This is a genomic window from Massilibacteroides vaginae (genome assembly GCF_900178525.1).
GTDB lineage: Bacteria > Bacteroidota > Bacteroidia > Bacteroidales > Tannerellaceae > Massilibacteroides > Massilibacteroides vaginae.
The window spans coordinates 1,533,877-1,558,817 of the sequence record NZ_FXDJ01000009.1 but is presented as its reverse complement, the minus strand read 5'-3'; the positions used below and the strand labels follow the sequence as shown (position 1 = coordinate 1,558,817).

21 protein-coding genes are annotated in these 24,941 nt (G+C 42.1%); 11 read left to right on the top strand and 10 right to left on the bottom strand.

The features are described 5' to 3' along the window. Positions 1-23: 23 nt before the first annotated feature. The 10 genes from B9Y81_RS14950 to B9Y81_RS14905 form a co-directional block, all read right to left on the bottom strand. Positions 24-1,379, bottom strand: a complete 1,356-nt coding sequence (locus B9Y81_RS14950; protein WP_245832461.1) for a Gfo/Idh/MocA family oxidoreductase — start codon at positions 1,377-1,379, stop codon at positions 24-26. 67 nt (positions 1,380-1,446) lie between these two features. Then, positions 1,447-2,637 (bottom strand): THUMP-like domain-containing protein, encoded by a 1,191-nt coding sequence (locus tag B9Y81_RS14945; RefSeq protein ID WP_085537694.1) that lies wholly within the window; start codon positions 2,635-2,637, stop codon positions 1,447-1,449. Between the two features lie 8 nt (positions 2,638-2,645). After that, positions 2,646-3,200 (bottom strand): formylmethanofuran dehydrogenase subunit E family protein, encoded by a 555-nt coding sequence (locus B9Y81_RS14940; RefSeq protein ID WP_085537693.1) that lies wholly within the window; start codon positions 3,198-3,200, stop codon positions 2,646-2,648. Beyond that, positions 3,172-3,678 carry an ECF transporter S component gene (locus B9Y81_RS14935; RefSeq protein WP_085537692.1) on the bottom strand — a complete coding sequence of 169 codons (507 nt, stop codon included), beginning with the start codon at positions 3,676-3,678 and terminating at the stop codon, positions 3,172-3,174. The genes B9Y81_RS14940 and B9Y81_RS14935 overlap by 29 nt, the downstream gene beginning before the upstream one ends. 10 nt (positions 3,679-3,688) lie before the next feature. Beyond that, a complete protein-coding gene (gene hypB, locus B9Y81_RS14930; RefSeq protein WP_085537691.1) occupies positions 3,689-4,435 on the bottom strand; it encodes a hydrogenase nickel incorporation protein HypB in 747 nt (248 codons plus the stop codon). An 11-nt stretch (positions 4,436-4,446) separates the two neighbouring features. Further along, positions 4,447-4,788: a hydrogenase maturation nickel metallochaperone HypA gene (gene hypA, locus B9Y81_RS14925; protein ID WP_085537690.1), complete on the bottom strand. Its 342-nt coding sequence runs from the start codon at positions 4,786-4,788 to the stop codon at positions 4,447-4,449. 5 nt (positions 4,789-4,793) lie between these two features. Continuing rightward, a complete protein-coding gene (gene hypF / locus B9Y81_RS14920) occupies positions 4,794-7,043 on the bottom strand; it encodes a carbamoyltransferase HypF (protein ID WP_085537689.1) in 2,250 nt (749 codons plus the stop codon). Positions 7,044-7,301: 258 nt separating this feature from the next. Then, positions 7,302-8,270: a DUF4249 domain-containing protein gene (locus B9Y81_RS14915; RefSeq protein ID WP_085537688.1), complete on the bottom strand. Its 969-nt coding sequence runs from the start codon at positions 8,268-8,270 to the stop codon at positions 7,302-7,304. 104 nt (positions 8,271-8,374) lie between these two features. Further along, positions 8,375-10,660, bottom strand: a complete 2,286-nt coding sequence (locus B9Y81_RS14910; RefSeq protein ID WP_085537687.1) for a TonB-dependent receptor plug domain-containing protein — start codon at positions 10,658-10,660, stop codon at positions 8,375-8,377. Positions 10,661-10,671: 11 nt separating this feature from the next. Next, complete coding sequence (locus tag B9Y81_RS14905) at positions 10,672-11,157, bottom strand: hypothetical protein (protein WP_085537686.1); 486 nt, start codon at positions 11,155-11,157, stop codon at positions 10,672-10,674. Positions 11,158-11,576: 419 nt separating this feature from the next. Here B9Y81_RS14905 and B9Y81_RS14900 point away from each other — a divergent pair, with 419 nt between their 5' ends. The 11 genes from B9Y81_RS14900 to B9Y81_RS14850 all read left to right on the top strand — a co-directional run bounded on the left by B9Y81_RS14900 (position 11,577) and on the right by B9Y81_RS14850 (position 24,907). Further along, positions 11,577-12,203, top strand: coding sequence for an HU family DNA-binding protein (locus B9Y81_RS14900; protein WP_085537685.1), 627 nt, complete (start codon positions 11,577-11,579; stop codon positions 12,201-12,203). 354 nt (positions 12,204-12,557) lie between these two features. Then, complete coding sequence (locus B9Y81_RS14895; protein WP_085537684.1) at positions 12,558-13,655, top strand: efflux RND transporter periplasmic adaptor subunit; 1,098 nt, start codon at positions 12,558-12,560, stop codon at positions 13,653-13,655. A 27-nt stretch (positions 13,656-13,682) separates the two neighbouring features. Further along, entirely contained in the window at positions 13,683-16,859 is a 3,177-nt protein-coding gene (locus B9Y81_RS14890) for an efflux RND transporter permease subunit (protein ID WP_085537683.1), read from the top strand. After that, positions 16,856-18,262 (top strand): efflux transporter outer membrane subunit, encoded by a 1,407-nt coding sequence (locus B9Y81_RS14885; RefSeq protein ID WP_317043274.1) that lies wholly within the window; start codon positions 16,856-16,858, stop codon positions 18,260-18,262. The genes B9Y81_RS14890 and B9Y81_RS14885 overlap by 4 nt, the downstream gene beginning before the upstream one ends. A 159-nt stretch (positions 18,263-18,421) precedes the next feature. Continuing rightward, complete coding sequence (locus B9Y81_RS14880; RefSeq protein WP_085537681.1) at positions 18,422-18,652, top strand: HypC/HybG/HupF family hydrogenase formation chaperone; 231 nt, start codon at positions 18,422-18,424, stop codon at positions 18,650-18,652. 19 nt (positions 18,653-18,671) lie between these two features. Then, on the top strand, positions 18,672-19,787 hold the full coding sequence (gene hypD / locus B9Y81_RS14875; protein WP_085537680.1) for a hydrogenase formation protein HypD: 1,116 nt from the start codon (positions 18,672-18,674) through the stop codon (positions 19,785-19,787). Continuing rightward, positions 19,778-20,815 (top strand): hydrogenase expression/formation protein HypE, encoded by a 1,038-nt coding sequence (hypE, locus tag B9Y81_RS14870; RefSeq protein ID WP_085537679.1) that lies wholly within the window; start codon positions 19,778-19,780, stop codon positions 20,813-20,815. The genes hypD and hypE overlap by 10 nt, the downstream gene beginning before the upstream one ends. Positions 20,816-20,857: 42 nt before the next feature. Then, complete coding sequence (locus B9Y81_RS14865) at positions 20,858-21,958, top strand: hydrogenase small subunit (RefSeq protein ID WP_085537678.1); 1,101 nt, start codon at positions 20,858-20,860, stop codon at positions 21,956-21,958. Positions 21,959-21,975: 17 nt separating this feature from the next. After that, a complete protein-coding gene (locus B9Y81_RS14860; RefSeq protein WP_085537677.1) occupies positions 21,976-23,694 on the top strand; it encodes a nickel-dependent hydrogenase large subunit in 1,719 nt (572 codons plus the stop codon). Between the two features lie 11 nt (positions 23,695-23,705). Then, positions 23,706-24,473 carry a Ni/Fe-hydrogenase, b-type cytochrome subunit gene (cybH, locus tag B9Y81_RS14855; RefSeq protein ID WP_085537676.1) on the top strand — a complete coding sequence of 256 codons (768 nt, stop codon included), beginning with the start codon at positions 23,706-23,708 and terminating at the stop codon, positions 24,471-24,473. Then, positions 24,461-24,907 (top strand): HyaD/HybD family hydrogenase maturation endopeptidase, encoded by a 447-nt coding sequence (locus B9Y81_RS14850; RefSeq protein WP_085537675.1) that lies wholly within the window; start codon positions 24,461-24,463, stop codon positions 24,905-24,907. The genes cybH and B9Y81_RS14850 overlap by 13 nt, the downstream gene beginning before the upstream one ends. Positions 24,908-24,941 lie beyond the last annotated feature (34 nt).

Here is a 24,941-nt window from a genome sequence, read left to right as displayed (position 1 = left end):
ATTATTTCAGGGTATTCCCGGACTTACTCTTTATGCTGAACTCCGGCTAAAGGGATTATTTCGGGGATATCCTCAACCGGACCCATTATATAGGTTTTAGGACCCAAGTACAGATCGGCATTTAGCACTTCATCACGTGTCACATCTTTACCTGTATAGGCAGCAATTCGACCCATGATAGCTACAAGTGTTGAATTGGCCTGATCTTCACCGTCATTAATCGTATTTCCTGTCCTTATGGCTGTAACAAAATTAATGTGTTCTTGTACAAAAGGATTAGTCACATGCCATTCCGAATTCGTATCGCCTTCTGCCGGCATTGGGTATTCCCAGATTACATTTCCTTTTAGGTCATATAGTTTTCCACCGGCATCAGCATATCCTTGAGTACAATTAATCTGCTCAACCTTACCATCCGAACAACCACTGATCTGCCTTGCCGCACAATGCGTTCTCATTCCGCTTTCATAGAGATATTCAACACTGAAAAAGTCGTATTGATCTCCTGTTACTCTTCTTTGGCGTCCGCCCCAGCCGGTTGCCTTCACCGGATAATCTCCAAGATACCAATTCATCACATCTATTTCATGAATAAATTGTTCTGCGATATGATCACCTGAAAGCCAACAAAAATTCACCCAATTTCTTAGCATATATTCCATATCAGTCCATTCCGGCTTTCTGCTGCGATACCATAACGCACCTCCGTTTCTGATAATATTTGCTCCAACGATCTCTCCAATCTCTCCGGACAACACCCTGCGCCGTGTTTCCATATAATCTTTTTGAGAACGGCGAATCGTTCCGCTAACAACATTAAGATTAAGTGACTTCGCTCTTTTCACTGAAGCCAACACATTGCGTACCCCGGTCGGATCTACAGCAATTGGTTTTTCCATAAAAATATGCTTCTTCGCATTCACGGCAGCTTCTACATGAGCCGGACGAAAATGTGGAGGAGTGCATAACAGCACAACATCGACTCCGGAGTCGATCACTTTCTCATAACTATCAAAGCCAATAAAGCAATTCTCATCGGGAACTTCTACATTCTTTTGTTTTTTTAAAATATCCCTGCATGCATCCATTTTATCCTGGAAAACATCGCCTAATGCAACAATTTGCAAATTAGGACCGGCATTCAGGAAATCAACGGCAGCACCTGTGCCACGACTACCACATCCAATTAGACCGGCTTTAAGTATCTTTCCATCAGGAGCCTGGTTGAGCAGCTGTGGAAGTTGCAATTCCTTGTTTGAGTTTTTAGCTTGTGATGAACAAGATGTAAATAGCGGAATTCCTCCAACTACTCCCATAGCACTTGCGGCAATTGAACTTTTAAAAAAATTCCTGCGGGATAATTGCTCCATTTCTTTCATAATATTTAGATTAACAGTTTATATAGTTGAAAATAAGCACACAAGATACAAAAGAGTATACAGTTTTCTATACTTTTCTTGTTTTAATTAACACTTTACTATCATCAAACAGTGTTGTTGCAAAAAGATATAGCTCTCCTCCTTCTTCTATCTTTGTCTTTTTACGCAAGTCTTCCACACGTAAAGGGAAATTGCGAACAGTAATATTGGCTTGAGGAATAGTTTTAACGATATGTTTACAGCGTGAGGATGAAAAGGGAATGGTTTCTTCGACATGAAATACGCGTCCCGGGAAATTGGGGATAAGCTCATCCGAAGTGTACAGATGGCTATTGACATGTAGTTTTTTTATCGGGTATCTGGTCGTTATCACTTTAAAAGATCCGGCTTTCAGCAGTGAGGCATTGGGTTCATAAAGGTATTGTTCTATTGTATGGGCAAAGGTAGCCGTGGCACTTCGCTCTTCCTCCGGCGAAAACACAAAACGCTCCATTTCTCCATTGGTAAGGAAATTAGCACAGACAATCCGGACCGGAGATTGACTTTCTTTTTCACGCCCGATCACAAAAAGCAATTCCTTGCATTCATTTCTCACCGAAACAACATGTATCTCAGTCGTTCCGGGCAACAAAGTAAGGGTATGCATAATATCCGCCATTGGGGAGATTTTCGCAATAACTTTCGGAGCATATTCCAATAACTCAGGATACAAGGATACTAAGTTTGGTTCGCAGTCAGACAGGGCAAAAACCCGCTTGTTTCCACCACCTCGTCTGGCAGGATCAAGGTAGTATACATTTACGTCTTCCACTGCTTTCGCTAGTTCTTCTCCGTTACCGTTCATAACCGTAATATTGCCGGCGTGAAGTAGTTCGTAGTTCGAACGGGCAGCCTCAACATAGTTTTCAAAGCGTTCTATGTAAGTGACTTTCTTTGCTTTAAGCGAATAATAGTAGGAGTCGATACCCAATCCACCGGTTAAATCGCATACATGATCCGTGTTTTTAACCAATTGTTGTTTATAATAGGCTGTCTGTTCTGACGAGCATTGTTCTGCAGCTATCTTTGACGGAAAGACCAATGCTTTGTTGGCATACCATCCGGGAAGTTTGTCTTTAATCTGTCGGCGGGCATTGATCTGCTCAACCACAAAGGGGATATTGATCCCCGGATAACGGGAAGCATTCAACAGTAAACGGGATGTATCCGTCTGACTGTTGTCTTCGATAAAAGCGATCAATGTTTCTGTCAGTTTCATTCTTTCAATCAACGCGAGGAAGTAATTTCTACTATATCAAACAGTTCCTTCCTATCCAGTTCAGCCCAATATTGAATAGCCAATTTACGAACATATTCCCAGTAGGGAGGAGTATGCGCATATTTATCAAAAGCTTGCCTGATCTCGTTTTTGATCATGGACTCTACGTTTTGTTTAAACCGCATCTGAATCACACGACCATTTGCCGTAAAATCGGCCATAGGTATCGGCATATCCGTTGGTGGAGAACTGATCAGACCATGCCCGAAAGTAGCTTCGGCACTTACTTGCAAACCATCGTTCATACAACTTACAGGCGGTTTCATGCCTGCGTACGACCGAATACTGACTGCTCCGGGTTCAACCCCAAGATACTCAATGGCAGCCAATCCCATCTTTACTCCCATAATGGCGTATATACCTAAATGACCGTGCAACGAATTAGTCAGCACACCGGCTTTCCATTCTTCCAGTCCGAAACGTTCTATGGTTTTTGAAACAATCGGTCTTACGTCGTCCTGATACAGTGCCGGGTCAATGGGTAATTGCACGCAAGACAGCATATCCACCAAATATCTGAAGAAGAATACCCGGAATTCCAATGCGGAAATCCTGAATTGCTACAAAGAAATCCTTTACGATCGCCCACTCGAACATTGTTCCGGCAAATTGACAGATCAGCACAGCCGTTAACAATCCCCAAAAAGAAACCTTCCCCAAGCGGTTAGCAACCAGAGCCGCTGCAATAGCAAGTATAGACGACTTGATCAATATGGACAATAACACCGGCGCAGGAGGCATACCGAACAAAAGGTGATTTGCCAACGGAGAAAGAACGGCTGTAAGTAAACCTACAGTCAGCCCATATTTGTAAGCCGCTATCAGTGTAAAGAAATAAATAGGGAGTAACGTCAATCCTCCGTTAGGAACAAGATGACACAACTGAGGAAAAACAATATTACCAATTACAAACAAAACCGCAAACGCGTATGTCTTTACTTGATTATAAGACAAAGAGTAGAGTTTAACTGTCGCTTCCATAGTTATTTTATTATTGATTGTTCTTTTTTAGCAACCACTCGCACCAGGCATCCATTCCGGCACCTGTTGTTGCCGATACGTCAAATAGCTCCAGGTGATGATTTACCTTAAGCGCGTTCTCACGCAATTTATTAACGTCCGTATTCAGATACGGAACAAGGTCAATTTTGTTAATAATACAGACATCAGCCTCCTGAAACATATAAGGGTATTTCAAGGGTTTATCATCCCCTTCAGTCGGGCTGATAATAACGACCTTCTTTGCCTCTCCCAGATCAAACATAGCAGGACAAACTAAATTTCCCACGTTTTCAATAAAAAGAATAGAATCCTCTTCCGGCTTCAAATGCTTTATAGCGTGGTTCACCATGGCAGCATCCAAATGACAGCCCGTTCCTGTGTTTACCTGAAACGCTTCCACTTCGAGGGCAGCTATACGATCCGCGTCGTTATTCGTTTGCTGATCTCCTTCAATTACGCAGATAGAAGACTTTCCTTTTATACGTCTGATCGTTTCTTCCAGCAGCGCTGTTTTGCCGGCTCCGGGAGAGCTCATTAAGTTAAGGCAATAGATATTCTTCGCCTCAAAATAACCTCTGTTACGTTCGGCAAGCAGGTTGTTTTTCTGAAGAATATCTTGCTCTATGGTTATTTTCGTACCATCTCCGTGGTCATGAGAATGACTGTGACTGTGGTCATGACTATGATCGTGGCTATGCCCGTGATCATGATTGCTACATCCGCAAGTTCCGCACATACTATTCTACTTTATTTAACAATAATCGATTTTATTCTTAATTCTTTTCCATGCAAGATATTCACAGCATACGATCCGCATCGCGGACAAGGTGAAAACAACGTATCTACAAAAAAGCGTGTTTCGCAATCGCCACATCGCCCCTCCGCCCGGATATCATGCCGGATAATTCGCGCGTTGTTCAGCATTGTATCTTTTACGGCACACTGCAAGGCGAATTCCAGTGATGCGATCTCCACTCCTGCCAAACTTCCTATTTCAAGTTCAAGCTCCTCAATTTCTTGTGCCTGATTCTCTCTCGCGTTTTGCTCAGCGAGTTGAACAATACTTTGCGCAATAGCTAATTCATGCATACAATTCAACTTTTCATCCGCGCGGCGGCAACAGCTAATTGCCCGGCTGCCAAACCGCCATCATTACATGGAATGCGGTGGGGAATGTACAAAGAAATTCCCTCCCTCGAAAATAAATCCAATAATAGTTCTGTCAGCCGTTTATTTTGGAAACATCCTCCGGATAAAACGACTTTGTTTGCACCTGTTTCTTTCAGTTGTTTCTTTGCCAACCGAAAAATCAGGTCGGCAAATGTATTATTAATTTTAACAGCAATTTCATTTACGCCGGTTTTCTTTTCCATATCAACAACAATATGTTCTAGCATCTCACGTATGGAAATAGTGGCCGAACAATGTACCGGATACAATTCCGTCACTCCTTCCGCAGCCGATTGCTCCAAAAGGATAGCTGCCTGAGCCTGATGAGTCGCCACATCGCAAAGCCCCAACAACGAGGAAAAAGCATCAAATAATCGTCCGGCACTCGATGTTAGCGGACTGTTCAACCGTTTATCAATAATCGTTTTTATTTGATTTATTTTCTCTCCCCCTATTCGTTCAACAAAAGAATCAGGCAAAGTCAAACCAAAATGATGAAAACAGGACACAACCATACGCCAGGGTTCTTTTGCTGCCAAATCACCTCCGGGCATCGGGATATATTCAAAATGAGAAAGACGTGAATAGCCCGATCTGTCACACAGAAAAAACTCACCTCCCCACACATTTCCATCTTCCCCAAGCCCTACTCCGTCCCAAACTACAGCAACCACTTTCTCATGCAGATTATACTCCAACATACAGGCCACCGCATGCGCATGATGATGTTGCACCCGCATTAACGGTATTCCCTTTTCCTGATGAATTGTTTCGGCATAGCCCGAAGATAAATAATCCGGATGCAGGTCGCAAACCAGGACTTTCGGTTCAAAACGGAATAAAAACTGAAAACGCGACATGGATTCCTGATAAAAAGAGTAAGTCTCCCAATTTTTCAGATCGCCAATGTATTGACTCAGGATGCAGGTATGGTCTTTACCTAAAGCAAATGCGTTTGTCTTCTCTGCACCAAAGGCAAGAATCCCTTCCATATCCTCATCCACGAAGAGTGGTTCAGGCACATACCCTCGCGATCGTCGAATCATACAGGCATCCGAACCGATAACCTGTACGATCGAATCATCCACCCGATTATAAATCGCTCGGTTATGATGAAGTATAAGCGCAACCTTTCCACCGAATTGTTCATTGGCCTCTTCCGGAGATATGGCGATCGGACAGTCGCTCAGATTTCCACTCGTCATAACCAAAGCAGGCGTTGATACACGCTCAAACCAATCGTAATGAACAGCCATATAAGGCAAAAAGGAACCAATTGTATGCATTCCCGGATTTATATCTTCCGCTAATTTCTTGCGCTGCTTAAGTAGCACGATAGGCTTTCTGTATGAAGTCAGTTCCTCTTCTTCTTTTTCATTACAACAAACAAACTCGCGCAACGTTTGCATACCGTTGAACATAACGGCAAACGGTTTGCTGTCCCGGTGCTTAATGGCACGAAGCTTCCTGACTGCATCTTCATTTAAGGCATCACATACCAGATGATACCCCCCTATCCCTTTTACCGCCACAACTTCACCAGCATCAATCAGATGCACCGTTTCGGCAAGTAACTGTTCGTAATCAGCGATATATTTTCCTTTATACGTAGCGTAATACACCGGACCACAATGAGTGCAAGCTACAGGCTGCGCATGAAACCGGCGGTTTGCAATGTCCATATATTCCTCACGACAGGTCGTACACATAGTAAAAACCGACATGGTTGTCTGTTCTCTGTCATAAGGCAGACTTTTTACGATAGAAAAGCGAGGACCACAATTTGTGCAGTTAATAAATGGATACCCCATGCGAAAAGGCTGAGTTTTACGATCGTTCAAACAAGCATCACAGATGGCGATATCAGGAGCAACCTGCGTAATATGCGTTTCGTTGGCTATACTTTTAGCAATTTCGAAATCAGTAAAAACTCCCGTCCGGCTTATTCCCTTATTCACCTCAACACGATGAATAAAAGCCACAGGCGGACATTCCAGGCGAATTCTTTGTATAAACAGCTCAAGCAGCGGTTCCGTAAGTTCAGCCCGTATAACAACCCCATTGACACAATTCAGCACCTCCCCCTTCACACCCATATTTTTAGCCAATGTAAAAATAAATGGTCTGAAGCCAACACCCTGCACCAATCCTTGTATACTAATTTCTACGATCATTTGTTATTCACCTTGACCTTTTTATTAAAAAAAACGTCTTCAAAAAAATCATCACAAATGCGATATAGTTAACGCCTTTCAACTTGAAACAGCTGAATCAAATCTATTAAGCCAAGATGACTGTTATATAAATTGTATAACAGTTAAGATAAGAAACAAATGTAATTATTTATTTAATTAAAACTGAATTAGACAAGGACGATTCACGAAAAACACGAAAGCTTAATGCTGACTTTTATAACATGAATTCCATGTTAATTATTGGGGAAACTTACCGGTAAAGGAGAATATGTCGATTACTTTAGGTTCAACCGCATAACTACCCAAAATGCCAATACCTCCATCAATATTGCTATACACTTTAATTGGGTCTGCAACTCCTATATCGATCATACCTCCGTGAATACCTCCATCATCGGAACGATTACAAAGTAAACTGACAAGATAATTATAGTAAGATTTAGAGATCGCGTATAGTTTGAACTCACGGTTCATTTGTTTTTGGGCTGTCAAGTTTGAAAACTCTCCCTGAATTTTTTCTTTTACTACCAGTGTGTGTGTCTTTCCGTTAATCCCCCGGTCAGAGAATGGGAGTCCGTAAAACGAGTAAGGTTCCCAGCCCGGCAATGTTCCATTTACCTGCTTTGCAAGTTGTTGAAACACAAATTCAGAAGTAAAATCCCGTTCCCCCATATCAACGTCATATCGCTTATCTACGACATCATATTGCAGAAAGTAAAAGTTTTCTTCATCCGGATTATCAGAAAAAGTAATTCGGTAAGTGAGTAAGTAATCATTGCCGGAATAAATATGCATTGGCCCTTGTCGTTCAGCGTTAATCGATTCTATCGCAACACTTTCAGGAATGATATCGGCAGTTTGCACTTTTGTATTGTTAAATGTAGTTTGCAGAGAAACCACATCTCCTATTGCCGGTCGGCTTACAGATTCATATAGTTTACGCTGAGCATTGAAACGCATCTTTTCTATAAATTCGGAGTTGATATGAAGTTCAATATCAAGATCCGAAACAACTACGCGCTCATTGTGAACATCTGAAAAAAAGAACATCCGTGTTGCAGCAACAGCTACCGTTGAATCCGGATTAATAATAGAATTTATCGTTAACAGGTTTTCCCCTTCCATTTCACGATGTTTATTCAGGTCTATGTCGCGATAGCACGAATTAAGCAGTAAAGCTATGATTATGAAGTATACATATTTCATGCGATTATAATTTATTTTATACGTTCAGGTGGTGTGGAATTAACCGGATTATTCACTTTGGAGTAAACAATTGTTTTACCTGTTCGTTTCATATATTTATCAGATTAAAAGATATAAGTATACGATACGGATGGGATAACCGGAATAAAACTAAACGTTTTGAACACACGGTTCCATTGATTTCCTTTTGCCTCCCAAATTTTATTCACATCATCTTTTTTGATTGTGATAGGATTCATTCTGCAATAAGCATTATATAGGCTAACGTTCCAAATACCCTTTTTCCCATTCTTTAACAGCCTATGAATACTCATTCCAAGATCAAGGCGATGATAGGCAGGCATCCGGATATTATTTCTTTTCGAGTAATAATCTACTCCGGTAATTTCATCAAGATTCGGAGCGCCTACCGAGGGGGCATCGGGAAACTGATCTCCCGGTATGTCGTAGTTATACAGCGAAAGGGTTAAGCGATTTCCCGTCATATACGTCCATCCGGCATTAAATTCAATCTTCTCATTCAAACTATAATTTGCGTTGATATTTAGCTTGTGCCGGTTATCAAATTTAGCAGGGAAGGTCTCGCCTTGATTCAATTCATCAAACTTCCGCCGGTTCCACATTAATCCATAGCCCACAGAGCCCGAAAATTTCCCTGCAGTTTTAGAAACACTTAGGTCTATACCATACGACCATCCTTTTCCAGCCGTTAATTTTTCCTCCCAGTTTAAATTGGGGTTAAGAGAAGAAATACCCTCTCTATACTCTAACAGATGTTGCATATCTTTATACCATCCTTCCACAGAGAAATACATGGAATGAGGTAAATTTCCATAAAGGCCCAGAGAATACTGATCACTTTGCAGTGGTTTTAATTCAGCCGTTATGGGTTGCCACAAATCAGTCGGAAGATTAATATAATTACTCGATATCTGCTGCACAAATTGATACATGCGGGCATAACCGGCTTTTATACTGTAATCAGGCGACAAATTAATCCGTAAAGAAGCACGTGGTTCTAATCGGTTATGGCTATGAGATTGAATATGATAAGTAACCCCGCGAAGTCCGGCCTGAAATGCCACCCGGTCAGTTATATTAAATGTATTGTCCATGTAGAAATAACCTTCATTAGCAGAAACATCCGGACTATTGTTATCATCGGAGAATAACTCTTCTCCCTCTCTTGATTCATTCAAAAGGCCTTCAGGAAGATACGCGTGATGAATGAAACCTGCTCCACTTTCAAAGAGGTAGAATTCACCAAATTCACCCATGTAAGACACCTTAAATCCAACATCCTTAATTTTGTTTTTTGTATGACTGCGGTTATAGCCGTAAGTTGACGGATCACTAAGGTTCGCCTGGTATTCTTTTTCTTGTTTATAAGAGGAGGAATAGTTTGAATGATAAATAGAAGCATGTAATAATCCATTATTCAAGCGATAATCAAAAGCTCCTAAAACGCCCCAGTTCCCCCAGGATAGTCTGTTTATATCCTCATCAAAAAAACGGCTTGGTTCGTCACTATCTCCCGAATTCATCACTGCATTTTTGTCTTCCCTGCTTTCGAATAATCTTTCTCCGATTTTTAGATTATCGTATCCGTAATAACCTACTAAATACATTTTTGATTTCTGGTTGAAGTGATGATCAATACGCATATTAAAGTCGACAAATGCATATTGGGCAATATGTTTTTCTCCCTTCTTCTTTTGTACCTGATTCATTATAGCCAACGTAGGGATTGAAATGGCATCAATCCATGATCGGCGTAATCCTACAGAAAACGCTGTCTTTTCTTTCACTAAAGGAGCAGAGATGTACGCATTTCCGCCTAATAAGCCCAACGAGAATTTTCCGGTAAATTTCTCAAAATCAGGTTGGTTCATCCCTATGTCTGTAATACTTGAGATACGCCCTCCGTAACGGGCAGGAAAAGAAGATTTAAAAAAATCAAGACTTCTCACTGTAAACACATTAAAAGAGGAGAAAATACCACCCAAATGACTTACATGATAAAGCGGCAAACCCTGATACAGAAAAAGATTCTGATCGTTGTCTCCTCCATGTACATAGAGTCCGGTAAACCCTTCAACTCCCGGAGATACTCCCGGCAAAGTCTGAAGCGTTTTGACAATATCCGGTTCGCCGAACATAACCGGAAGGTTCAATATCAACTTATCCTTTATTGAAACGCGTCCCATTAGCGGATCAGTCAGATTCTTTCCCGCTTCGTCTCCATATACAACCACTTCCTGCAACTTAATAGTTGTGGTATCTTTCTGTGTTTGCGCGTTGATCAATACAGCGGAAAAGAAGAATACAATTACCATAAAAGACAAATGGATTCTTCTTAACCACTCTACCTTGGCTATCAAATAAGTCATTAATTTAGAATCTATTCAGCAGTGAAACGAATAATGCACCCCTGCTCTTCCGGTGGATCCAACGGAGTATTGGTGAACTCACCTACATATTTATACGTTTTTTCATTAAGCTTTACTGTTCCGGAAAAATCACGATGCTCCAACAAAATTGTTGTTAGAGTTGTTTTCTCGGAATTTGTTGGAAAGTTGGTCAGGGTAATAGTCATATCGTAAATTGAATCGGAATGATACACGGTATTTCCATTTTCATCCGTTTTTATACCCGAATCACCACCATCTTTCTGTTCCGATTCCACATTAGCCGTAACACCCTTAATCACTTCGTTTCCGATATAAACGGAAAGATTATCTCCCGAATAAATACGATCCCGATAACTTGGAGAGGAAGTAGTATTACCATTGTCGTCATCGTCACTACAAGACATAAACCCAAACAAACAGGTTGAGATTAAAATAATAGAATAAAAGATTTTCAAGTTTTTTTTGACTTCTTTCATAGAATTTTTAGTTAGTTGTGTTCTGGTTGCGTTAATCATATCATGAAAATTGCTCTCACGCAATATGGGATAATATGACAAATTATGTGCATTTCAATAAATTACGGACAAATATAGTTTTTTTTCATTATATTCAATACAAATTACTTACTAATATTTAAGAGTTCTTTTGTTCGGAACAAACAACCAATGAATAATTTTATTCAAAAAAAAACACGCTAACAACTTGCATAAGGTATATTGGTGATAGTATATTTGTAAGCGAATGAAAAGTAATTTGAAGAGCTTGACAGTGTTTGCTGAAGCGCTTTGAAATATTTGTTGAAGGGCTTTGAAATGTTTGCCGAAGCGCTTCAAAATTAGTTTTGATCGGATATTGCATTCTTTTTATCACGAATAATATATAAACCAAATTAACTATGAAAATTTCTTACAGTATTCATAAAGTGCCTAACCTGCAAAGTGAAAATAACGAAGAAACGCATCAGGCAAGGATTAATTCTTCGGGAACTATTAAAACAGAAGAATTGTGTACGCTGATCTCTGCTCGAAGTTCTATTTCTGCCGCAGATGTGAAAGCGACACTGGATTCGCTCAATTTTTGCTTTAATTATTATCTGGCTCAGGGATATAATATTGAGTTAGACGATCTTGGAATATTTTCTTTAGGACTGAAAAGCCGGAAGGAACAAGGTGAAACAGCCGGAAATTTATTATCGGTTAAGGTTAACGGCATCCATTTCAGGCCTTCTGTTAAACTGAAAGAACAGATTAGGGGATTTCAGCTGACACACAAATCCAGAAAAACTGAAAATCAATATACGCAGGAAGAACGGTTAAAACGTATTTTAAAAAATGTGGAAAAGTATGGTTATACAACACGAACAGCCTGCCAGGAGTTAAACAAAGTAACCCGGTATATTGCCAATACGGATTTACATCATTTAATAACTACCCGTACGTTAAAAGCTGTAGGCAGTACTTGCAACCGGGTTTACATTAAAGCAGAGGTTTTATCAGCGGAAGCAATAAAAACAGAACCATAAAAAAGTGCGCAAAACTTAGCAAAGAAAACCCACCCCTGTCTTTTTAAGTGTTTTTCACAAATAAACAGATGTATTAGCACGCAAAAAATACGTAATTTTACATTGTTTATCCAAAACTCATCCTTATCAATAGGTTAAACGGTCTTATTATTACAATAAGAAAATAATTAATCGTAAAATATGCCAGAACGCTGAAAAACAGAACACAGATGTTTGTTGCATTTTTTTCTTAACTAAACAGATTAAATGAAGATAGAACAAGATGTCTGATTTTGTTGTTTTTTAATTATCTAGAAGAATTAAGGCTTAATAGTGGTTTTATTAGTTTTTGTACATACATATAAATTATAGACAATGAAGATTGGTTTTTTTTATTACGGAATATTTGTGCTGCTCCTCCTTTCCGCATGTGGTAAAAAAGGTGCGGAACATAAAGGATTCGCGATGCAAAGTTATCCTGAATTGACTCTTTCAAAACAGACCGCGACGTTAAACACGACTTATCCTGTTACCCTAAGAGGGAAAGAGGATATTGATATTAAACCTCGTGTGGATGGCTTTATTGATGCTGTTTACATTGACGAGGGAACTACGGTAAAAAAAGGTCAGGTTCTTTTCAAAATAAACTCTCCTTCTTCCGAGCAGATGTATTTATCGGCTAAGGCGGCGTTAAACAGTGCCCAGGCTCAGTTAAATACCAGCAAATTAGATGTTGAGCGTATTCGCCCTTTGGCGGAAAAAGGGATTTTGAGTAATGTGCAACTGCAAATGTATGAAAATACCTACCAATCAGCTGTAGCTACATTGGAACAGGCTAAGGCTACATTGGCAAATGCGGAGGCAACCAGAAGCTGGGCTACCGTAACCAGTCCGGTTGATGGTATCGTGGGTACAATTCCTTATCGGTTGGGTAGTTTAGTTAATAGCGCAAGCACACTTACAACCGTGGCCAACACCAGCAGTATATACGCGTATTTCTCCATGAACGAGAAAGCTCTCCTTGAATTTCTAAGTTCTCTGGAAGGTGAATCACAAGCGGAGAAGATTAAAAATGCTCCGGAACTGACACTTCAGTTGGCCGATGGAAGCATTTATGCTGAAAAGGGAAAATTAGAAACCATTTCCGGAGTTGTAAATGTTACAACCGGTTCGGCCAATTTCAGAGCTGTTTTTCCTAACCAACAAGCGTTTTTAAAGAGCGGAACAAGCGGCAAAATAGAAATACCGAGAATATTGGAAGATGTGTTCGTGATTCCTCAGGCTGCTACATTCGCACAACAAGATAAGATTTTGACATTTATAGTACAAGGAGATTCTGTTGTACAGAAAGTTGTATCCGTTTTGACGCTTAACGACGGAAAGAGTTATGCTGTAACCAATGGGCTGACAGAAGGGGATGTGATTATAGAAAGTGGTGTAGCCACCTTATTTAATGGTAAGAAAATAAAGTAAGCGTCTAATTTATTTAAGCAAACAACGATGTTAAAAACATTTATAGAAAGACCGGTATTATCCACAGTCATATCGATTATCATTGTAGTACTGGGGATAATTGGTTTGGCAACATTGCCGGTAGAACAATATCCGGACATAGCTCCGCCTACGGTTCAGGTATCAGCCATGTACCCGGGTGCAAACGCGGATGTGGTACTGAATAGCGTTGTTATTCCACTGGAAGAACAAATAAACGGCGTTGAGGGTATGACTTACATGACCTCATCTGCCAGCAACAACGGTATGGCACAGATCAGGGTGTTCTTTCAACAGGGAACAGACCCGGATATCGCGGCGGTGAATGTACAGAATATGGCTGCCCGCGCTCAACCTTTGCTGCCTTCGGAGGTGGTACAATCCGGCGTAACGGTAAAAAAACAACAGAGTAGTACGATCCTGATGGTTTCGCTCTCTTCGGAAAACCCGGATTATGACGGCTCTTTTATACAGAACTATGCGAATATTAATATTCTTCCCCAGATAAAACGTGTTTACGGGGTGGGTGAAGCCATGGTTTACGGGGCAAGAGACTACTCTATGCGTATTTGGTTCAAGCCTGCTGTAATGGCCTCTTACAAAATCAATCCGACTGAAGTAATCGCGGCATTGAAAGACCAGAACATTGAAGCTGCTCCCGGTGAATTGGGACAAAACAGTGAGCAGTCTTTTCAATACACCTTAAAATATACGGGGCGCCTGAAAAGCGCGGAAGAGTTTGAAAACGTTATCATCAGATCGGAAAACGGACAGATTCTGCGCGTTAAAGATGTAGCGGATGTTGAATTAGGTGCTCTAAACTACACGGTGGTTTCAGGGCTGGATGGAAACGAATCGGTTGCTATGGCTATTAGCCAGACCGCCGGTTCAAATGCACAGGAAGTAATCGAGAATGTGAAGAAAGTAATGACTGATGCTTCTGCCGATTTTCCTCCCGGACTAAAATACACATATGTTTCAGACTCCAGTGAGTTTTTAAATGCGTCAATCAGTAAGGTGGTAACAACATTGATTGAAGCATTTATTCTGGTGTTTTTAGTTGTATTCGTCTTCCTGCAGGATTGGCGGTCAACGATTATTCCCGGAATTGCCGTGCCCGTAGCTATTGTGGGTACATTCTTCTTCCTTCAACTAATGGGTTTCTCCATTAACCTGCTGACTCTTTTCGCCTTGGTATTAGCAATTGGGATTGTGGTGGATGATGCCATAGTCGTCGTCGAGGCCGTTCATGCCCAAATGGACAATGGGGTAAAAGATGCCAAGGAGGCAACAATTAACGCCTTGAAGGAGATTGCTCCGGCTATCGTGTCGATCACACTCGTAATGGCAGCCGTTTTTATTCCGGTAAGTTTTATCGGAGGAACCAGCGGCGTGTTTTACAGACAATTCGGTTTGACATTGGCTATCTCCATCCTGCTTTCGGCGGTTAATGCGTTAACACTTAGTCCGGCTCTTTGCGCGCTCTTCCTGAAATCGCACGATGAAGAACACAAAAAGAAGAACTTCCTTCAGCGTTTCTACTTTACATTCAACCTCTGGTTTGATCTGGGCACGCAAAAATACAGGAAATCGCTTCTCTTTTTAGGTAAGAAAAAACACAGGTGGATAACGACAGCCATGATAGCTCTGGCGGTTTTCATCTTTGCGTTATTGATGAAAACCACACCTTCCGGATTTGTTCCTCAAGAGGATAGCGGCGGTGTAATAGGAATGATCACGTTAGCTCCGGGCGCCTCTCTTGAACGTACGGACTCTCTTGTGAAAGAGGTGATCGATATAGCAAACGAGATGCCAAATGTGGCTCACGTACTGAATATCACCGGTGTTAACTTCATGAGCGGTGTGGGTAGTTCGTACGCAACGGTAATGATGAAAATGGAGCCTTGGAGCGAACGCAGCATCACTTCGGACCAGATTGCCGGCATGATGACGCAAAGAACAAGGTCGATTACCGACGCCACATTCCTGTTCATGGGTGCTCCCACGCTTCAGGGTTTTGGTGTTAGTAGTGGTGTGGAACTACAGTTGCAGGATAAAATGGGAGGAGACATTAATCAATTTTATGGTGTGGCGCAGAACTTTATCCGTGAATTAAACAGCAGGGAAGAAGTGTTGATGGCTATGACGACGTTCGACCCCAAATTTCCGCAGAAATTAATCGAAGCGGATATTGCAAAAATAAAGGAATCCGGACTTACTTTAGGAGAGGTTATGTCGACATTGCAAGCGTATATAGGAAGTATGTATATTTCCAACTTCAATATTTACGGAAAACAATTCAGGGTGATGGTACAGGCATCTCCGGAGTACAGAAAGATGATGGACGATTTAGAGGGTCTGTATATCCGTACTTCTTCCGGCGAAATGGCTCCTGTAACCGAGTTTATCACGATTAGCGATGTGATGGGACCTCAGAGCTTGGCTCGTTTCAATATGTATTCGTCAATGAGTTTGACTATTATTCCGAACACGACAGCCGGATATAGCACAGGAGACGTTATTAAGATTATTGAGGAAGAATTGACCCAGACCCTTCCCTCCGGCTACGGTTATGAATATTCCGGTATGACGAGAGAAGAAGTAACAAGTGGTAGTCAGACGCTTTTGATCTTTGCGCTTTGTCTTATCTTTGTGTACCTCTTGCTGGCCGCGCTGTACGAAAGTTATATACTCCCCCTATCCGTTATATTTTCGCTTCCTATCGGGTTGGCCGGTGTGTTTATCTTCCTCTATATATTTGGTTCGTCACAAGGTATAACGAACAACATCTATGTGCAGATATCCTTAATCATGTTGATCGGGCTGCTCGCCAAGAATGCCATTTTGATTGTGGAATACGCAATTCAGCGACGACAGCAAGGCATGAGTGTTATTGAGGCTGCGGTAAACGGGGCAGTGGCTCGTTTGCGTCCTATCCTGATGACTTCGTTTGCTTTCATTTTCGGACTTCTTCCTTTGGCGTTAGCTTCAGGAGCGGGAGCAGTAGGCAATAGGTCTATCGGTATCAGTGCCATCGGAGGTATGTTGATCGGAACACTGATCGGGATATTGGTGATCCCTTCACTTTATATCATCTTCCAAACGATACAAGATAAATTCAGTGATTCGGGATTAATCAACACTAATGATGAATTTATTAAACATCAACACGATAAAAATAAATGATGAAGTATAAATATATAAAAGGTGTAGTACTGTTGAGTGTTTTCCTTTCAATCGGGTTATCCTCCTGTCAGGTTTTGAATAAATATAAAAGTCCGGAGATAGACCTTGAGCATCTTTACCGGGATAATAATTCGACTGATACCACCACCATTGCCAACTATCCGTGGAGGGCGTTTTTCAATGATCAACTATTGATTGCGTTAATCGACGAGGGGCTTAAACATAATTTCGATTTGCAGATAGCGCATTCGCGCATAAAACAAGCCGAAGCTAGCTTAGGAATGGCCAGAGCGGCTTATTTCCCTGATCTGGCACTTGTCGGTCAAGTTTCTCACAACAGATTCAGCAACGGTGTTAACGGCAAGGATGTGTTAGGTTATGATGCGACTGACTACAGATTAGGTGTGGCTGTTTCGTGGGAAGCAGATATCTGGGGTAAAATAAACCGGCAACACAGGGCTAAATACGCTCAGTTCCTGAGCAGCCATGCGTACAAGAATCTGGTTCAAACTTCATTAATCGCTAATATTGCGACATCTTATTATACGCTACTTGCTTTAGATGAGCAATTGAAGGTAACGAATGAAACGATCGAACTGCTGAAAGAAAGTGTAGAAACAATCGAGGCTTTAAAAGAAGCCGGCATGCAGAATGGGGCTGCGATAGAACAAAGCAAGGCTTTTTTATACAGCACGCAAGTTACTGTTCCTAATCTGGAAAGCCAGATTAGAGAATTAGAAAACACCATCTGTTTTCTGATTGGAAGAAAGTCCGGCGTTGTGCTACGTTCTCCTATTCAGCAGCAGGAAGTAATTTCCGGTTTGCAGTATGGTTTGCCTGTGCAAATGTTGGCCAAACGCCCCGATGTGCAGCAAGCTGAGCTTTCATTTCGATCTGCGTTTGAATTGACAAATGCCGCTCAGGCCAGCTTCTATCCGTCTATTACGTTAAACTCGTCGATGATTGGATATAACGCGGCTACACTGTCTAACTTTTTCAAACCGGAAAATATCTTTGCCAGTATAGTGGGCGGTTTAGCTCAACCTCTTTTTGCCAGAAAGCAGTTAATCGCCAATTACCAGATTGCTAAAGCGCAACAAAAAGAAGCGCTGTTGACATTTGAAAAGACGGTTCTTTCTGCCGGTAAAGAAGTGTCAGACATTTTGTTTTCCCTTGAATCATCACTAAAAAAGAATGAAATCAGGGCTAAACAAGTTGAAGCTTCTCAAAACTCGGTCGACTATACAAAAGAATTACTTAAAGCAGCTGAAGCAAACTACATAGAGGTATTAAATGCTGAACAAAGTCTTTTATCAGCTCAACTAAGTCAGGTAAACGATAAACTGGAACAACTTCAATATAGTGTAAATCTCTACCGGGCATTAGGCGGCGGCGGAGAATAAGACAGAATAACGTCTGTATTTGGAAGTGCTTAAAATCATTTATAGTGATTTTAAGCACTTTCTTTTTTTATTTTAGGGCAAAATGGGCTATGGTTTTATAAAAAACAATACATTTGGGGCGGTTCATGCTGATCTACTAATTACAAAAACAAAAAAATTATGTGCTTAGCTATACCAGGGAAAATCTTACGTATAGACAACTCTGTTCCCGACCTGAAGATGGCAAAGGTAGATTTCGGAGGAATGATAAAAGATGTGTGCATACAGTGGATTGATGCCAATATAGGGGATTATATCCTGGCTCATGCCGGTATGGCCATATCGATAGTAAACGAAGAATACGCAAAAGAAACACTGGCTGATTTTGAGAAATTGGCCAAGTTTAACTAATCGTTTAATTTCTTCAAGGATGAAGCATCTATACGAATATCGGAACAGTGAACAGGTTAAGCGGTTAATACAAGCTATTGACAAAGTTGTGCTTAACCCTTGGAATATTATGGAAATATGTGGCGGACAAACCCATTCCATAGTCCGGTATGGTATTGATGAAATGCTTCCTGACAAGATTACATTGCTACATGGTCCGGGGTGTCCGGTCTGTGTAACGCCTATAACCGTAATTGACAAGGCGATTGAGATAGCCCTTAAACCCTATGTAATCATGACCTCGTTCGGGGATATGATGCGGGTTCCGGGAAGTCAATTCGATTTGTTGCATGCAAAAGCCAAAGGAGCCGATGTAAGGGTGCTTTACTCTACTTTAGACGCGATTGATCTGGCGGAGAAAAACCCGGAACGGGAAGTTGTTTTTTTAGCTGTAGGGTTTGAAACTACCGTACCGCTTCATCTCACCGCCATAAAAGAAGCGAAAAGAAGGAAACTGACTAATTTTTCCGTCATCACATCTCTTTTCACCGTTCCTGCCGCAATAGATGCCATTCTGGCGGAAAAAGATTGCAAAGTAGATGGGTTTCTGGCTGCCGGACATGTTTGCGCGGTAATGGGATACCACGAATACCATCCGCTGGCGGAAAAATTCAGAAAGCCTATTGTGGTTACAGGTTTTGAGCCGGTAGATTTGTTGTATGGTATTTACCAATGTATAGTGCAATTGGAAAATAAAACAGGAAAAGTAGAGAACGCTTACCAACGTATTGTCACTGAAGCCGGCAATTTAAAAATGCAGGAGCTGATGAAAGAGATGCTCGTACCTGCTGACCAAGCGTGGAGAGGCATTGGTAAGATTGATAAAAGCGGTCTGAAATTAGCTGATGCCTTTAAAGATTTTGACGCGTTGGAAAAGTTTGGTGCTTCTATCCATACGCAAGATATAGAAACAATAACACAAACCCGTTGTATAGCGGGTGATATCATGAGAGGGAATAAACAAGTGGCGGATTGTCCGTTCTTTGGTGTAAAGTGCACTCCGGAATATCCCATCGGAGCACCAATGGTGTCGACAGAAGGCGTTTGCGCTGCTTATTATAGTTATACTAATTTTAAAGAACAAGCATGGAGTTAAATTGTCCGCTACCTGTAACTGAGGCAGAATACATCTTATTGGGGCATGGAAGTGGAGGCAGACTTACCCGGAAATTGATTGATGAAGTCTTTTATCCGGCATTCCGAAATCCGATTTTAGAGCAGGATCATGACGGTGGGGTATTTGCTGTTGATAAAAAACGTATGGCTATCACAACCGATTCGTATGTTGTCGATCCGGTTTTCTTCCCGGGCGGAAACATCGGCGATCTGGCAATAAACGGAACGGTAAATGATCTGGCTTGTTGCGGTGCAAAACCATTATATTTAACAGTCGGATTTATTCTGGAAGAAGGATTTGCGATCGCCGACTTAAAAGTGATTGTGAATTCAATGCGAAAAGCTGCTGATAAAGCCGGTGTATTTATCGTTACCGGCGATACGAAAGTTGTAGAACGGGGTAAATGTGATAAAATATTTATCAACACCAGCGGTGTCGGTGTTTTGGATGATGATATTAATATTTCACCCGCAAAGGCTTGTGCCGGCGATGTGGTTATCTGTAGTGGTCCGATTGGTGTACACGGGATTACCATTCTATCTACACGCGAGAGTTTGGGCTTCGAAACCTCATTGCAAAGCGACACGGCTGCATTGAACGGAATGCTTAACGAACTTTGCGGGCAAATAAAAGACATCCATGTGCTTCGAGATCCGACAAGAGGCGGAGTAAGCAGTACATTAAACGAAATAGCGCAAACTTCGCATGTAGAGATTGAGATAGAAGAAGCATTACTGCCCGTGCCTGAAGTGGTACGTTCGGCATCGGAACTGCTGGGGCTTGATCCGCTTTACATCGCCAACGAAGGAGTCGTTTTAGTGATCTTACCTTCCGAAGTATCGGAAGAGGCTTTAAAAATCATGCGTAGTTTTCCGGAGGGGAAACAAGCTGTAATTATTGGCACGGTTAAGTCGTCGGAAAGAGCTTCTGTTAAACTGAAAACGCTTTTCGGAGGACGGCGGATCGTTACCATGCTAAACGGGGATCAGCTACCGAGGATTTGTTAGAATAAAATAGTTAATACTATTATTTACTTAAAAGTATAAAATATGGGGACAAAGAAAAAAACAGTTTATGACGACTGTATCAGCAAAGGTGTCTCAAGACGTGATTTCCTTAAATTCTGCACCACAATGGGAGCTTTGTTAGGATTAGAAGCGTCGGGAGTAGCACAAGTGGTGAAGGCTTTAGAGAAGAAGTCCCGTTTGCCTATCATCTGGCTTCATCTACAAGAATGTACCTGTTGCAGCGAATCATTTATTCGCACCTCACACCCTATTCTGGCGGACTTGATTTTTGACCAGATCTCATTAGATTATACGGAAACACTGATGGCTCCGGCCGGTTTTCAGGCAGAAAAAAGTATGCACGACACCATGCAGCAATACAAAGGGGAGTATATCCTGATGATAGAAGGTTCCATTCCGTTGGAAAATGAGGCTTATTGTTGTATTGGTGGGCGTAGTGCCAAACAAATACTGGAGGAAGCTGCAGAAGGAGCTAAAGCCATTGTCGCATGGGGTAATTGCGCTTCATCGGGTTGCGTACAGGCGGCTTATCCGAACCCGACAAAGGCCACACCAGTGCATCGGGTGATCAAGGGAAAAACGGTAATGAACGTACAAGGCTGTCCGCCGATTGCCGAAGTGATGGCCGGGATTATTGTCCACCTGCTTACCTTTAACAGAATACCTCAATTGGATCGTTTGGGACGGCCGAAGGTATTTTACTCCCGGCGGGTACATGACACCTGCTATCGCCGCGCTAATTTCGACGCAGGACTTTTTGTGGAAAGCTTCGATGACGAGAATGCGAAACGTGGTTATTGCTTATACAAAATGGGCTGTAAAGGTCCCAGCACATACAACGCCTGTGGTATTATCAAATGGAATGAAGGCACCAGCTTTCCCATTCAAAGCGGACACCCATGCATTGGTTGCAGCGAAGACGGATTCTGGGACAGAACTCCTTTCTACAAACGACAAGCAACCATTAATGCCTTCGGTGTGGAAGCAACTGCCGATGAAATCGGATTGGCTTTAGGAGTAGCAACCACCGGTGCTTTGGCGGCTCATGCCGTGGCAACGAATATCCGAAAGAGAAGATTAATAAATAACGAAAGTTCCGAAGAGGAAGGAACGGATCATTAATGCTAAAAATCTAAACCATGACAAAAAGAATTGTAGTTGACCCGATCACACGTATTGAAGGGCATTTAAGAATTGAAGCGGAAATTGAAAACGGCATTATTAAAGATGCGTTCAGCTCCGGAACAATGGTCAGAGGAATAGAAACAATCGTTCGTGACCGTGATCCCCGGGATGTATGGGCCTTTGTGGGCCGTATTTGCGGAGTTTGCACCTCTACGCATTCCCTTTGTTCGGTCCGGGCGGTAGAGGATGCCATAGATACCGTCGTTCCTCCCAATGCAGAAATGGTAAGAAACATCATGGCCAATGTATTATTTATGCATGACCACGTTGTTCACTTCTACCATCTTCATGCTTTCGACTGGGTAGATGTTGTATCGGCTCTTAAAGCAGATCCGGCAGCAGCGTCTGTTGCGGCGGCTAAACTATCAGACTGGCCTAAAAGTTCGACCGGCTATTTTAAAGCGATACAAGACAGGGTGGGAAAGTTTGTTGACAGCGGACAACTCGGCATATTTGCGAATGGCTATTGGGGACATCCGGCTTACAAGCTAACTCCTGAGCAAAACCTCATCGCCGTAGCGCATTATCTGGAAGCGTTAGAATGGCAGAAAGAAATCGTGAAAGTGCATGCCGTTTTCGGTGGTAAAAACCCGCATCCCAACTATGTGGTGGGTGGTATGCCTTGCAGTATCAACCTTGAAGAGCCGAACGCCATCAATGCGGAAAGACTCGCTTTCGTAAAAAAGAAACTGATTGAAGCCAAGACATTCATCGATCAGGTTTATGTTCCCGATCTGCTAATGATAGCAGACGTATACAAAGACGATTGGGCGAAGATAGGCGGAGGGGTAAGCAATTACCTTGCTTTCGGAGATTTTCCTATAGGAAACTATGGTGAAACGGAAACGTATAAAATGCCACGGGGCATTATTCTTGACAGGGATTTATCGAAAGTACATCCTGTTGACGCTAATTCTCCGGAAGAAATAAAAGAGTATATCTATCACTCCTGGTACAAGTACAGCAAAGGAAACAGCGAAGGCCTCCATCCTTTTGAGGGAGAAACGGAACTGAACTACACCGGTCCGAAACCTCCGTATGACTTTTTAGATATCAATGACAAGTACAGTTGGATCAAGACCCCACGCTGGAAAGAGCAGCCTATGGAAGTAGGACCACTGGCCCGAATGCTTGTTGCATACGCGGCAGGAAAACAACCTCAGAAAGATTTAATTGACAGCGTATTGAAAGAGCTCAATTTGCCGGCAGACGCCTTGTTTTCCACCTTAGGAAGAACTGCGGCCCGCGGATTGGAATCTAAACTATGCGCGGATTGGGCATTGGAGTTCTTCGACAGACTAATGGACAATCTGCAAGGAGACTCCCGTATGTTCGAACCGGAAAAGTGGAAAGAAACCCAATGGCCGGACAAATGTCAGGGAGTTGGTTTAACAGAAGCTCCTCGCGGTGCTTTGGCTCATTTTGCAGTTATTGAAAAAAGCAGAATCAAAAATTACCAAATGGTAGTACCTACAACATGGAACGCCTCGCCGCGTGATGAAAAAGGCGTACTGTCTGCTTACGAATCGGCATTGATAGGCACACCTGTTCACGACGCGAACATTCCGTTGGAGATATTACGCACGATACATTCATTCGATCCTTGTCTGGCTTGTGCCGTACACCTGTATGACGAAAGCGGAAAATACGTTCATGCATTAGATACATTCTAACTGTTAGGAGTATGAGAGTACGTAAAGAAAATCTGAAAGAAGTGTACGTATGGGAAATACCTGTACGTATATTCCATTGGCTTAACGCACTGTGCATCGTTGTGCTTATTTCTACCGGATTTATGATAGCAGATCCGTTAGCAATTATTGATGCTACGGAGGCTACGCATAGTTTTGGATTCGGATACATCCGCCTGATTCATTTCATTGCCGGATTTGTGTTCTTCGTGAACCTGATCTTTCGCCTTTACTGGAGCTTTGCAGGCAATCGTTTTGCCAAATGGAACAATTTCGTTTTGCTCAAAAAGGAACAATGGCAGGAACTGTTCGAGGTTATTAAGGTAGATATCTTAATGCTCAAAACCAAGCCGGTAGAAAGTATTGGTCACAATGCGGTGGCTGCTACTACTTACTTTGTGCTGTTCCTGATTTCCGGTCTTCAAGTTATAACTGGCTTTGCCTTATATGCGAAAATGAGCCAGGCTGCCTTTCCACAACTCTTCACCTGGATTATCCCGCTGTTGGGGGGAGAATTCATTGTCCGAGACATACATCATTGCATCACCTGGGTCTTTATTCTCTTCATGTTGGTACACGTGTACCTTGTTTTGTATCATGATTATATCGAGCGGCGCGGAGAAACATCGGCCATGATCGGCGGATGGAAGTTTGTAAAAGAAGATATTGTAGAGCAACTGGAACTGAAAGACGAAGAAATGGAAAAGCAGAAAAGAGCCAGGAGAAGAAGAGAAAAAAGAAGAAAAATATGGAGACCTTGATCCTTGGTGTCGGCAATCTACTCTTACGGGATGAAGGAGTGGGAATCCACGTTATACAAGCATTAGAGAAAGAAACACTACCGTCTCACGTCCATCTTATGGATGGTGGGACAGGTGGGTTTCACTTGATAAGCTGGCTGGAAAAATACGACCGGATTATTATGATAGACGCCACGCTGGATGCGAATACTCCGGGCACCATACGAATGATCAAGCCGCAATACGCGTCTGATTTTCCGCCACTGATGAGCGCACACGAAATAGGACTGAAAGACATGGTTGAGGTTATGCAACTCACTGCCGGCAAACTGCCGGAGATTCTGTTAATCGTCATTTCGGTAGTCGACATCAGTTCTGTTGGAATGAAACTTTCACCGCAGGTAGAGGCGGTGATACCCCAGGTTGTGGAACTTGTAAAAAATACAGTCTGCTAAATACCGGTTCAAAACAAAAAGAAATCGCACAAGA

Bases quoted from the DNA above. Each gene is read 5' to 3' on its own strand.
- B9Y81_RS14905 (WP_085537686.1), bottom strand. From the start codon at position 11,157: ATGAAAGAAGTCAAAAAAAACTTGAAAATCTTTTATTCTATTATTTTA.
- B9Y81_RS14935 (WP_085537692.1), bottom strand. From the start codon at position 3,678: ATGGAAGCGACAGTTAAACTCTACTCTTTGTCTTATAATCAAGTAAAG.
- B9Y81_RS14850 (WP_085537675.1), top strand. From the start codon at position 24,461: ATGGAGACCTTGATCCTTGGTGTCGGCAATCTACTCTTACGGGATGAA.
- B9Y81_RS14940 (WP_085537693.1), bottom strand. From the start codon at position 3,200: ATGCTGTCTTGCGTGCAATTACCCATTGACCCGGCACTGTATCAGGAC.
- B9Y81_RS14945 (WP_085537694.1), bottom strand. From the start codon at position 2,637: ATGAAACTGACAGAAACATTGATCGCTTTTATCGAAGACAACAGTCAG.
- hypB (WP_085537691.1), bottom strand. From the start codon at position 4,435: ATGTGCGGAACTTGCGGATGTAGCAATCATGATCACGGGCATAGCCAC.
- hypF (WP_085537689.1), bottom strand. From the start codon at position 7,043: ATGATCGTAGAAATTAGTATACAAGGATTGGTGCAGGGTGTTGGCTTC.
- B9Y81_RS14950 (WP_245832461.1), bottom strand. From the start codon at position 1,379: ATGAAAGAAATGGAGCAATTATCCCGCAGGAATTTTTTTAAAAGTTCA.
- B9Y81_RS14910 (WP_085537687.1), bottom strand. From the start codon at position 10,660: ATGACTTATTTGATAGCCAAGGTAGAGTGGTTAAGAAGAATCCATTTG.
- B9Y81_RS14890 (WP_085537683.1), top strand. From the start codon at position 13,683: ATGTTAAAAACATTTATAGAAAGACCGGTATTATCCACAGTCATATCG.
- B9Y81_RS14895 (WP_085537684.1), top strand. From the start codon at position 12,558: ATGAAGATTGGTTTTTTTTATTACGGAATATTTGTGCTGCTCCTCCTT.
- B9Y81_RS14900 (WP_085537685.1), top strand. From the start codon at position 11,577: ATGAAAATTTCTTACAGTATTCATAAAGTGCCTAACCTGCAAAGTGAA.
- B9Y81_RS14860 (WP_085537677.1), top strand. From the start codon at position 21,976: ATGACAAAAAGAATTGTAGTTGACCCGATCACACGTATTGAAGGGCAT.
- hypD (WP_085537680.1), top strand. From the start codon at position 18,672: ATGAAGCATCTATACGAATATCGGAACAGTGAACAGGTTAAGCGGTTA.
- B9Y81_RS14865 (WP_085537678.1), top strand. From the start codon at position 20,858: ATGGGGACAAAGAAAAAAACAGTTTATGACGACTGTATCAGCAAAGGT.
- B9Y81_RS14915 (WP_085537688.1), bottom strand. From the start codon at position 8,270: ATGAAATATGTATACTTCATAATCATAGCTTTACTGCTTAATTCGTGC.
- B9Y81_RS14880 (WP_085537681.1), top strand. From the start codon at position 18,422: ATGTGCTTAGCTATACCAGGGAAAATCTTACGTATAGACAACTCTGTT.
- hypE (WP_085537679.1), top strand. From the start codon at position 19,778: ATGGAGTTAAATTGTCCGCTACCTGTAACTGAGGCAGAATACATCTTA.
- cybH (WP_085537676.1), top strand. From the start codon at position 23,706: ATGAGAGTACGTAAAGAAAATCTGAAAGAAGTGTACGTATGGGAAATA.
- hypA (WP_085537690.1), bottom strand. From the start codon at position 4,788: ATGCATGAATTAGCTATTGCGCAAAGTATTGTTCAACTCGCTGAGCAA.
- B9Y81_RS14885 (WP_317043274.1), top strand. From the start codon at position 16,856: ATGATGAAGTATAAATATATAAAAGGTGTAGTACTGTTGAGTGTTTTC.